This is a genomic window from Microcoleus sp. PH2017_24_DOB_U_A (assembly GCF_020738205.1).
Lineage (GTDB): Bacteria > Cyanobacteriota > Cyanobacteriia > Cyanobacteriales > Microcoleaceae > Microcoleus.
In genome coordinates this window covers 64696-76478 of sequence record NZ_JAEQCT010000049.1, presented here as the reverse complement: position 1 = coordinate 76478, position 11783 = coordinate 64696, and the positions used below count along the sequence as shown (strand labels likewise).

The window sequence follows — 11783 nt, the reverse complement described above, 5'->3', positions numbered from 1 at the left end:
AGAAATCTATCTAGCAAAATCTCGTACAATTAATTCGGAACTACTATTTATAGCAAAGAGCGCTCAAGCGCAACAACGTACCTTTAAGAAATCTATCTATTGACTAATTTATGGGCTGTAAATTTGCGGTAAATTATAGTAATAAACTTAACTGTACATCAATTCGCAATTCAAACAAAAAATAAACCGTATGGACACCAACTCCCAAAATATCCAACCCGTTCCGCCATTTAGCGACAAAAATGACGAAACGCCAGACATCGGCGGCGGTTTGCCCATAATTGAATATTGGGCAAAGCATACTTTGTCGCCGGAAGGCCCGAAACTTTGGCAAACTTTGCTGCACAAAAGTGCTTGTTTGTCCTGTGCTTGGGGCACTGGCGGGCAGAAAGGAGGGTTTACGAATGAAGATGGCGAAAAACTTCAGCGGTGTATGAAAAGTGTTGAAGCAATTTCGGCTGAAATTAAACCTGCTATCTCGACTAACTATTTTCAACAGCACAGTATTGCAGAACTCCAACCATTAACTTCCAGGGAAGCAGATAGACTGGGAAGGTTGAGTTTTCCGATGATTTTGCGGGCTGGTGCATCTCATTACGATCGCATTTCATGGCAAGAAGTCTATGAAATTGCCGAGGCTGGATTTCGTAAAAGCCCGGAACGAGTAGCTTCTTATAGTTCGGGTCGCTCTTCCAACGAGGCGGCTTTTCTGCTGCAATTGTTGATGAGGGCGATCGGCTCTAACAACTTAGCAGATTGTTCAGATTTGTGCCACGCTCCCTCGACCACCGGGTTAAAGGAAATGTTTAGCACCGGCACCTCCATAGTCAGTTTAGAAAACTTAAAGCAAGCAGATTGCGTCGTACTCGCGGGTAGCAATTCTTCCTACAACCATCCCCGATTGATGAACGAATTAATTAAAATCCGCGAACAAGGCGGTAAAATAATTGTCATCAATCCAGTGATGGAAATCGGTTTAGTCAAGTTTGCTTCTCCAGCATTTCCCCTCAAATCTCTCGTCCCAGGTTCCGAGATTTCGTCGCTCTACTTGCAGCCAATTCCCGGCAGTGATACAGCCCTATTTGTCGGGATTCAAAAAGCTGTAATTGAACAAGGATTGCTCGATGAAGAATATTTGCAATCTTATACAGAAAACTGGGAAGCAGTAGTGCAACACGCCCGTGAAACCGACTGGAAAACTATTACTCAAACCTGCGGAGTTTCTCAACCAGAAATTGAGGCAGCAGCCAAAATAATCGGCAATTCCAAGCGAGTTGTCTTCGGTTGGGCGATGGGAATTACTCAACAACAGAATGCCGTAGATAATATTTTCAGCATCGCCAATACAGCTTTGATGACGGGAAATGTCGGCAAAGTCGGGGCGGGATTATTGCCGGTGAGAGGACACTCAAACGTCCAAGGATTCGGCTCTATGGGCGTGACTGTGAAGCTGAAAAAAGAAGTTCAAGCCGCTCTCGAAAAGCTGTTGGGGCGTCCCCTGAGCCGTGTTAAGGGTTATGAAACTCGATCGCTCATTGAAGCAGCAGATGCAGGCAAAGTCGATACGCTAATCTGTTTGGGCGGCAACTTGTACGGCGCCAACCCAGATTTAACTGAAGCCAAACGCGCTTTAGGCAAGATTGAAACCATTATTTACCTCGCCACCAAACCAAACTTAGGACATTTTAGCGGATTAGCAAAGCACAATACAATTGTTCTGCCGGTGCTGAATCGCTTTGAAAATCCCCACAAGACAACGGTAGAATCGGGTAATAATTTTGTGCGCTTCAATGATGAAGGTGAAACTCATCTCAAAGATGCTGATTTGATTTCTGAAGTGCATTTCTTGACAGAATTGGCTGCCAGAATTCACGGCACTTATCCGGTAGACTGGCGCCAGCTTCAAGATACCAAGTACGTGCGGCAATTGATTGCTCAAACCATTCCCGGCTATGAAAAAATCGCAACAATTGATGAAACTAAAGAGGAATTTACCATCAGCGGGCGGATTTTTACCGAACCCAAATTTCCCACTGATTCTGGCAAAGCCAAGATGTTTGTCACGCCTTTACCAGTGCTAAAATTACCCGAAATAAAGGATTTTGGTGCATCGAAATCGGTGCGGGGTTTAGTTGTGGCATTGATGACGGGACGCAGTTATTCTCAGCACAATACTGTGGTTTACAAAAATGATGACAAGTACCGGGGAATGCCGCACCGCAACTGCATTTTGATGAATCGCGCGGATGCAGAAAGTGCTGGTATGCAAGAACATCAGCGGGTTACTGTGCAGGGAAATGTGGGGAAAATGGAAAATGTTGAGGTGATTTACGGGGCGGTTCGTGAGGGTGCTGCTTTGATGTTTTATCCTGAAGTTAATGTGATTTTTCACCCGGAGATTGAAAAGCGATCGGGCACGCCTGCTTACAAACGGGTACCTGTTTTTGTCTACGCCCAAAGGTAAAAACAGAATACTATTGATTGCCTCATCGCAATTACGCACACTGACTCAGGGGCGGAAATTCCCATTTTCCCGAATATAAAGTAGATGGCAAATTTAAACAATAGGCAGCAGGAATTACTTCGATCAGCCACCAATTAAACATATCTCGTTGGGCCGCAGCAAAGCCAGAAATGGCATCACCGGTAATTGCATCATACAAAATATCCAAGATGGCATTATAAGCTGTTTCGGTGTTGAGTGTTTGCAGCAACCCGTAGAAGATATTATAAGCTTCATCAGCAGCTTGATATTTTCCAATTTTGTCGATATGAGGAAACAAGGTATCTGCCCAAGTTTCTGGGATTTCACCACCATCCTTTAGCCAACACGATACAATTGCTTGAACGATATCAGCCTTGTGTTCTTCAGGAAAGTAATGTTTAATGGTCGGTTTAGCTGCTAATGCTATTCCATAAGCCATGTACACATATCGCTGATGGGATACTTTATCATTCGGCATTCCAAATGCTTGCAATACTTCCACAAAAGCTTCTTCTACATTGTACTTTCCACCTCTTTCGTACAAATCCCGATACTTTCTGTCCCAGACCATTTGAAGAGTTTGCTGCAATTGCTCTGGAATATCTAAATTGTTGGGCAACTTAAAATTGGTGTAATGACCTATCTCAAACTTAATCATCGATCTTCCCTCAATATATATTTTCCTTAATCGTCAATCAGGAGCCAGCTAATTTTACGCTTTATATGACCTCTATTTTACCTCAGATATAGAAGCCAGTAAAGCCCTGGCAGGCTCTACTGGTTTTCTATTCTCTATTTCTACGGATATGGATGTTCGTAGAAAATAATCACTTTAATATTGGGGAACCTCTCCTTAAAGTCTTGCAAATTCATATAGCAGCCAGAACACATATTTCTTTCAGTGTAGAGGTAGAGTGTCCCTTCTACCTCCAAAGACACATTATTTGTTTCCAAGTCTTCTGCAATTGCATTGAAGAGCTTGTGCTCAGCGTGCTTCTCGTTGTAATTTTCTCCCGCTCTGTCAATTGCTCTGTCAATCCTTGGCTCAAAAAAACACTTTGGCCCATCGTCTTCACCAGGAATATTTAGAGGATGTTGCTTGCTGGTAGCTTCTTTATTATAAACTGCACCAGTATCTAGTTGTAGTTTGGCAGCAGCAGCATTACCAGAACGGGGTCTTTGAATATGGGTCGATCGAACTTCTTGAGCCTGATTCCACAGTTCCTCTACGATGCCTGCATACTGCTCGGGTATGCCTTGGGGGTACTCATAAATCATTTTTTTAATTCCTATACAAAAAATTATAAATAACCTGACTCAGACAAGTAATGAAACAGCCCTGGGATTTATCGGGGTATGACGATCGCTATGCTCGCCTGATAATTGGGCGCGTATTCAAGGTTGCTCATTGTCTCAATTATATGATTTTCTGTTGGATTTTGCCCAGCGAGTGAATTTGAAGTCTTTCCTTAAGCAGCCACGCTCCCCCAAAAAGAAGAAACTACCTTTGATTGCTGACTCAAGTCACCGTCATCTTTCTACAGCAAGGCTTTTCGACTAGGCTCGGCAGTCACCTTGACAGGGGTGATTGCTTTGATTGTAATCTACTTTCTAGTAATTTATCAAAATCTAAGTTGTTACCCAATTCTTCAAAAAAGCGATCGCCCCGAGATATCTCGAAATACGATCGCTACAATTTCTATTAAGTCTTGATTTGCAAAGCTCTCCCGCGCCAAGTCCATCCCCAACCTGTTTCGGTTTTGATCGCAGATCCGATCGCAATTGCCGCAATTAACGTCCCTCCCAAACCTCCCAACCACCAGTATTTCGTCGGACACTCAGAAATTTCGGCACCCAAACGGCGCAAAGTGTAATGGTACCCAATTACGATCGCAGATAAACAGATAGTTAACAACGTAATCGGCAAATGGTAATTGCTAATTTCTAATTGGTGATTGTTAATTATGTTGGCAATTTCGCCGTTAGCCAGCAAAATAGCTAATGCCAACCACGGCATCGGATAAAGAAAGAACATAATTGCTGCCATATAAAACATCGAACCCCAACTGCGGTTAGCGCCGAGATACAGATTCTTTGTCCAGCCTTCCCACAATGCGCTCCAAGACCGATACATCCGCACGGATGCCAAATTTGACCCGGAATAAAGTCCGAGCTTTAAACTCGCACGCTTGATGCGTCTAGCTAATTCCACATCTTCGACAATTTCGCCGGCAACTGCTTCGTGTCCGCCGATTTTTTCGTAAGCCGATCGCCTAAACAGCATAAATGGGCCACCCGCAAAGGCACTGTCTGTTTTTGTAGCATCATTAACGGCTGTAAAATCGAAGCAAACAGCTAGGTTATTGAACATTAAAGGCTGCACCAACCACTCGGAAAAACACCCACAAACCAGCGCTGGCATACAGGTTAGCAGGTCTATTTTCTCGGTTTCGGCTGTGGCGATAGCGGTTTCAATCGCCCCCGGTTTCAGCCGCACGTCGGCATCGATAAATAATAGGAATTCTCCGGTTGCTTCCCGAACAGCTTGGGCGCAGGCCCAGTTTTTGCCCGCCCAATATTGGTTTTCCGGTCGCGCCTCACCTGCTAATATTTTGAGGCGGGGGTCGCCCGGCTGTTGTTGCAGAGTTTGGGCGATCGCCTTCGTGTCGTCTGTCGATCGATCGTCTACAATCAAAACCTCTAGCTTGTCAGCAGACAGGGCTGTACTCTCCAAAATGGCGATCGCGCAATCCCGAATATTCTCGGCTTCGTTGTATGCTGGTACGATTACCGAAATTTTGGGGAAGTCACCCGCCGACGGAAATAACTGCTGAGCCACACTGCCGTTGGTGCGAGGCGCATTTTTGACCGATTGGCGCAAATTCTTGGTGTAAGCTCTACTGACTATGAGAGAAAAAATTACCAGGGTTAACAATATCAAAGCGAACTGACCTCAAAATTTACGTGCACAATTTGTGTCCTTAAATATTAAAAAATATTAAAACAAAAAGCTAGTCGATCGCCCAAAAAGTTATTTTCAGCATCTCCTTTGCTATAATTTGTGAGCATCTTTCGGCTCTACCGCAGCAAGGGGCAAGACCCCTCACCCAGTCTGAGACCGAAAAGCCGAGGATAGATATCAGTTGTCAGAGGATCTTGCAATGGGCGAATTTGTTTCAGTGGATGTGTTTGCGAATACCATAGCGATACTCGGTGCTTTGGGTTTTTTCTTTTTGGGATATCAAGCTTTGCAGATGTTGAAAAAATAAAGTATGGCAATTGTCAGAGGGAACATCTCATTTTTGCAAAAAGCATTTTTATACAGTGCTGTCCCCTCTCGCGTGCTATGTATAGTACGCGAGTTCTTAAGATCCCACTACAAATGCGATCGCACAGATGCACCCATCGTCAGGTGAGTGAGGTACGGATTGGTAATGGGTAATATGCGATCGATCGTGAGTGATGGGTGATGGGTAATGAGTGATTGGCTGGCGAGTACCTCCCTTGATTGACAATCGCTATATCAGTCAATTGAGAATTCGGCAAATCGTTGTAGAGAAATACAGTTAAATGCTTCTCTGGTGGGCATCGAACCCGCCACAAAATAGCAATTTAAATCTCAAATCGACTGACCTAGTTACAACTAAAAACTGCCTGCTGTGAAACTGTTTCTTGCGAAAATCAACCAAAAAAAGGCTGCGTTATTATCATGGTGAGCCAACTTTTAGATGGACGCTATCAAGTCATTGAAGTCATAGAAACAGGAGAATTTGGGCAAACCTATCTGGCCAAAGATACTCGTCGCCCCGGTGAACCGCAGTGCTTTGTCAAGCACCTGCGTCCCGGTACCAGCGAGCCCAAATTAATTAATACTACGCGCCGTCTTTTCCAAAAAGAAGCAGAAGTTCTAGAAAAGCTCGGTCAACACGACCAAATCCCTCAGCTATTCGCTTATTTTGAAGAAAATGAAGAATTTTTCTTAGTAGAATCCTTTATTGCCGGTCACTCGCTATCCACAGAGATTGTACCGGGAAAGCCGGTTCCCGAAGAAAAAATTATTCCTTTGTTGAAGGAACTATTAGAAATTTTAGTGTTTGTACACGGACAGGGAGTAATTCACCGAGATATTAAACCAGCAAATTTAATCCGTCGCTATGCAGACAACAAGTTAGTTTTGATTGACTTTGGCTCGGTGAAAGAAATTCACATCGCTCAAAGACAAGCACCGGTAACTGTGCGGATTGGGACGCTGGAATATATGCCGATCGAGCAATTTCAATACAACCCGCAACTCAACAGCGATATCTACGCCTTGGGAATGATTGGCATCCAAGCTATGACGGGTTTGCCGGCTTACGATTTGCCGAAACTGCGGGATTTGAAAAATTCTAATCGAGGCGAAATTGTTTGGCGCCATTTAACCTCCTGCTCCCAAGCGCTGGCCGATGTTTTGGACAATATGGTGCGCTACGATTTTCGGGAGCGCTACCAGTCGGCGGCGGAGGCTTTGGCCGATTTGCGGAAAATTGGCGATCGATCGCGCACGCGGGTACCCAAACTCACAATCTATCGCGAAGAAGTCGATCGGCGCAGCAGCAGTCGCGGTGACATTACAGTCGTCGGTCGCAGAATATTAGAAGAATTGCGCGTCAGTTTGGAATTGCAACCAGAAGAAGCAGAGGCGATCGAAGATGAGGTATTGAACCCTTACCGCAAATACAGGGAAAAAGGCGAACGCTACGAACAATCGCTGCAAGAAACCATGCAGCAAGAATATCCTTTTTCTGCAAACACTCGCGAGGAATTAAAACGGTTGCAGCAAGTTTTAGGGCTTACCGACGAAGATGCGGCCAGAATCGAAGAATTAGTCGTTCCTAAATCTTTATTCGGTAAATTGTACAAGGCGATCGCGATCGTGTTGGAAGGACACCGCAACCCCAACGCCATTGTGCCCCCAGCCAGCAGCACTCTTCCACTGGGAGTGCAGGCAATTCCGGCGGCATCCCCAGAGGTAAATTTGAACGGAAAAGGGAGTTTATCCATCGCCCCAGACAGCACCAGCGCCTCAGCAATTGTCCCCAAAGAACCTCGCAAAATCAATCCTTATATCGCCGGAGCAACGATTGCAGCCCTCTTAACTGCGATCGGCGGAATTTACGGATACCTCAAATGGCAAGAAAGACAGCAGCAAGTGCAGCAAGAAACCCAACAATTCAATCAAATCGAAGCTTTTTATCAAGAAAGCAATTATGAAGGCTGCATCAGCCAAATCCCAACAATTGCCAAAACTTCCAGCACCTATACCTCCGCCCAAAACTTACAACAAAAGTGCCAAGCAGGTCTCCAATGGAAAAACGCCAAAGTCAAAAACTTCGCCCAGCATTCAGATGCAGTTGGATCTGTTGCTTTTAGTCCAGACGGCTTAATGTTAGCCAGCGGTTCCAAAGACAAAACCATCCAAATTTGGGATTTAGCCACAGGCAAATCGATCCGCACTTTCCCAGGAGATTCATCCACCGTTTGGTCGGTTGCTTTCGATGCAAAAGGTACGAAACTAGCCACAGGAACAGGTTTTTGGAGAGTCATGTTGTGGGATTTAAAAACAGGTCAAGCTACTCGCAGTCTCGATCATAGTGCCTCTGTTTGGTCAGTCGCTATCAGCCCCGACGGACAGCTCGTTGCTAGCGCCAGCGGAGACAAAACCACCAAAATTTCCGATGCCACAACGGGCAATTTGCTCCAGAATTTACCAGATCACACAGATTTTGTTTATTCTGTTGCTTTCACTCCCGATGGCAAAAATTTAGTTAGCGCTTCTAAGGATAAAAAAATCACAATTGTCGATGTAGCAACAGGGAGGTTGCTCAAAACTATTGAAGGACACGGCGACGCGGTGAGGTCTGTGGCAGTTAGCCCGGACGGAAAGACAATTGTTAGCGGCTCCTACGATGAAAGCATTAAAATCTGGAATCTCGAAAGTGGAGATTTAATTCGCTCGATCAAGGGACATTCTGACGATATTGTTTCGGTTGCTATCAGCCCGGACGGGAAATTTATCGCCAGCGGCAGCAAGGATAAAACCATTAAAATTTGGGACTTTGATACCGGAGAATTGCTGAATACTTTGACGGGACATACCGATGAGGTTTATGTAGTGACTTTTAGTCCCGATGGCAAAACTATTGCTAGCGGCTCTAAAGACAATACTATTAAGTTGTGGCTGAGATAATAGACTTGAATTGCAAAAATCGGAAAACACCCTGAAATTATCTGCGTTTATCTGTGTTTATCTGTTTGACATCTGCGGTTTATAGTCTGATTTGTAGTAGGGTGCGTCAGCCAATTCTGGTTCCTCACCTGAAAATTAGGCTACTCGCTGACGCACCCTACAATATCGACTAAGCAGAGCGGTTTTATTGTCGTCAGACAAATTAGGTACGTAGTTGCGCTTTCAATTAATTGCAGTAGTTTAACTCTTTTTCTAAGGATTTGGGAAAGTGCCAAGCAGGAGTTTCTATTGTGTCCTCAGTGGGATAAATTTCACTTAAATCCTCTCGACTTTGGAAAAAGTAGTAGAGGTTAGCCACAGTTAAATCGGATATTTCTTGCCAGTTCGAGACCGCTAAAGCTGGATAGCCAGTTGCGATCGCCTGCTGGCACACATAAAACTCGTATCCCCCGCGCAGTTCCGGCTTCAGGGCGAAGGCTAGCTGGTCGCGCAAGGATAGAAAGTGAGACTTTTGCTTTAAACTTTGATAAAGTGAAGGTTCCGCAGTTAATACCGCGAATGTCGTGTGGATGCTGCTTTTTATATGATGGTCGCCGCTGAGTTTATCTAAACTAGCTAACTGGTGCTGCTCTTTGGGAGACAAAGTTTGCATCCAATCTACCTCGTTTTGCCAAAATTCTATTACACTTAGATCGTGACCGAGAATCCTGGTAACTTCTGGAAATAAAAAATCTAGTTCAGATTCCGATTGACATCCTTTAACAACAGTGAGAAGATCGTGACGAATTTTTGATTGAAGTTTGAGCAGGCGATCGCTGACTATATCGTAAGCCCGCTGCAACTGAAACGTAATGCCCAGCGCCAGCTCGATCGCCCAAACACATTCCATTTGCCGGAGCTTTCCGGCAGAACACAGCCCCTCCAACAAACCGGGACGATCGTAAATTTTTAAAGCCTCAAACAGCATATCTCGCCCGTTATTAATCTCCGAATTCCGCAGCTTGAGATCCGGCACTGTCAGGGCTGACTGGCAGCGTTTAATAGCTTTAGAAAAAATATCGTAACCGTTAACCAGTTGCTGGCGGTGCCTTTGAAAATTAGAGTCATGAGCCACCTTAAAAATCTGCTGAATTACCTCTACTCCCTTATCTTTGAGGATATGCCTGAGATCGATAAACCCGTCTTTAATTTTGAGCTTCTGGTGTTTTGCCTCATCTCTGATTTTTAATACTTGTTCGAGGTTTACTGCTGACAAAACTGTACTCGATACAGCCCCAATACCAATGACGGCAGCAGTCGCTTGCATCACTGCCAAATTAATTTTGAGACAGTTAAGCATTCTGTATATTTTCTGAAACCCCTGGTGACTTTGAGCAAGCTGCAAGGGCGCGACTGTCACGTACACGGGAGCTATCAGCGGCTGTACGGGCCCGCCTCCGCCTAAGTGTGAGAGCAATCCTAGAACTCCGCGATCGCATAGAGTTGTAGTTGTTGATTGATAAAATATTTTGGCAATCTCCACAAACTCCCCTGTCACCGGATCTCTAGCTGCGGGGAGCAATTTTCCAGTTTTGGTGGCAGGCTGTACGAGGTTGCCAGTATTGAGCCTAGCCTGAGTTGTAGGGGTGAATACATAATCCATGTTGTGACACCAGTTTAAAACAAGAATGCAACTGTAGGCCCGCGCTCCAAACCCTGATAGTTATCAGTCATTCCCATTCCCAATTCTAAAATCTAAAATCTAAAATCTAAAATGGTCTGACTCAGTTTGCATTCAAAAAGGGAGATGTTCTGTATTGTATGCTATTTAGGGAAAGGAGGGATGAAACGAAATGAATGAGTATCTCAAGGTATTCCAGGCTATTACCCAGTTTAGCGATCGATTGCTCGCAGATGAATATCAATCCGTGGAGATTAAACAGTCAGCTACCCACCTCAGTCTAGACGTGGAACCTTGTATTCAGGAAATCAAGCAATCAGCCCTCAGACTCAAGGCGTTAGCTCACGTATGTTTCAAAGATGTATCTCAGGCTGAGGATGTCTGGAATAGCAAGCCGAGAATTGCTAAAGCATCTGCTGTTGATGTCTGGGAGCAAATTGGCGAACTAAGCGGATGCGACGTGAGAATTCGCAGTTTGGGAAAACAAGGCAAATATGATGCTATTGTTAAAGTTCGCAAATCGTGGAGCGACAAAGCTACAAAGTTAAAAAATAAGTGGTTTTTGTGGGATCAAAACCAGCAAGTGTTTAAAAAAGATTCTATCGGTTTTTATGACAAAGATAATTTGTACAAAGAATTGCGAAATGAAGTAGACTACCAAGGCGAACGAGTAATTTTAATTGTGGAGAATGAACTCAATTCTATCTTTAAAGAATTACAATCTATTGATATAGAAAAAGTTGAATATTGTATAGAATGCTTCGATTTCAAGAGTCAATCGAAATTTAGAGAGCGACTGCAATCAATAGGCGGCGAGATTGTATCGAAGTTTACGGAACCTCTGAGATATTTGCCGGAGTCTTATATGAAGACTTTTAAAGAAACTCTGAGAGATCCTGTAGAAACTCTGGTTCATAAAAGTAAAATGGGAATCAGCTTGAGCGATTTTGAAGAGTCTTGTAAAGTGATTAGCTCAATCCTGGATGATTTAATTTTAGCAATTTTTGAGGAGCGCATGAAACTGGGAATTCAAACAGTTGAAAAAGCGATTATGTTCTACAATAATTTTTTAGAGAAGCAGGCGCGGTACCAACTAGAGACAGCCCAACAGCGCGCGGCGGAAAAGGATTGGATTGAATACCAGCGGCAGCAACTCAGGGAAGTCGAGCAGTATATTGAATCAGTCATTAGTCATTAGTCATGGGGCATGGGGCATGGGGCATGGGGCATGGGGCATGGGGCATTGGGAATTGGGCATTGGGCATTGGGCATTGGGCATTGGGCATTGGGCATTGGTAATTGGTAATTGGTAATTGGTAATTGGTAATTGGTGTTTTAACTATAGAACCCATTTGAGATCTGATCTATTTTGCGTAAATCTGAGAAACCGGGTTTCTCTCTATATTTCT

At 44.3% G+C, this 11783-nt stretch carries 8 protein-coding genes; 3 read left to right on the top strand and 5 right to left on the bottom strand.

Going from position 1 to position 11783, the window contains the following annotated elements:
• Nucleotides 1-190: 190 nt before the first annotated feature.
• The gene (locus JGK07_RS14700; RefSeq protein WP_293193225.1) at nucleotides 191-2464 is read left to right on the top strand and encodes an FdhF/YdeP family oxidoreductase; all 2274 of its coding nucleotides are present in this window, start codon (nucleotides 191-193) and stop codon (nucleotides 2462-2464) included.
• Nucleotides 2465-2495: 31 nt separating this feature from the next.
• On the opposite strand, the gene JGK07_RS14695 is transcribed toward JGK07_RS14700, so the two are convergent.
• The 4 genes from JGK07_RS14695 to JGK07_RS14680 form a co-directional block, all read right to left on the bottom strand.
• Nucleotides 2496-3143, bottom strand: coding sequence for a hypothetical protein (locus tag JGK07_RS14695; RefSeq protein ID WP_293182336.1), 648 nt, complete (start codon nucleotides 3141-3143; stop codon nucleotides 2496-2498).
• A 140-nt stretch (nucleotides 3144-3283) separates the two neighbouring features.
• Nucleotides 3284-3763, bottom strand: a complete 480-nt coding sequence (locus JGK07_RS14690) for a deaminase domain-containing protein (RefSeq protein ID WP_293182335.1) — start codon at nucleotides 3761-3763, stop codon at nucleotides 3284-3286.
• Nucleotides 3764-4187: 424 nt separating this feature from the next.
• Nucleotides 4188-5426 (bottom strand): glycosyltransferase family 2 protein, encoded by a 1239-nt coding sequence (locus JGK07_RS14685; protein WP_293182333.1) that lies wholly within the window; start codon nucleotides 5424-5426, stop codon nucleotides 4188-4190.
• A gap of 424 nt (nucleotides 5427-5850) precedes the next feature.
• On the bottom strand, nucleotides 5851-6000 hold the full coding sequence (locus tag JGK07_RS14680) for a hypothetical protein (RefSeq protein ID WP_293182331.1): 150 nt from the start codon (nucleotides 5998-6000) through the stop codon (nucleotides 5851-5853).
• 194 nt (nucleotides 6001-6194) lie between these two features.
• Here JGK07_RS14680 and JGK07_RS14675 point away from each other — a divergent pair, with 194 nt between their 5' ends.
• A complete protein-coding gene (locus tag JGK07_RS14675; protein WP_293182329.1) occupies nucleotides 6195-8714 on the top strand; it encodes a serine/threonine-protein kinase in 2520 nt (839 codons plus the stop codon).
• A 226-nt stretch (nucleotides 8715-8940) separates the two neighbouring features.
• On the opposite strand, the gene JGK07_RS14670 is transcribed toward JGK07_RS14675, so the two are convergent.
• Nucleotides 8941-10356: a hypothetical protein gene (locus JGK07_RS14670; RefSeq protein ID WP_293242150.1), complete on the bottom strand. Its 1416-nt coding sequence runs from the start codon at nucleotides 10354-10356 to the stop codon at nucleotides 8941-8943.
• A gap of 190 nt (nucleotides 10357-10546) precedes the next feature.
• On the opposite strand from JGK07_RS14670, the gene JGK07_RS14665 reads away from it, so the two are divergent.
• A complete protein-coding gene (locus JGK07_RS14665) occupies nucleotides 10547-11572 on the top strand; it encodes a hypothetical protein (RefSeq protein ID WP_293182325.1) in 1026 nt (341 codons plus the stop codon).
• The last annotated feature ends 211 nt before the right edge of the window (nucleotides 11573-11783 follow it).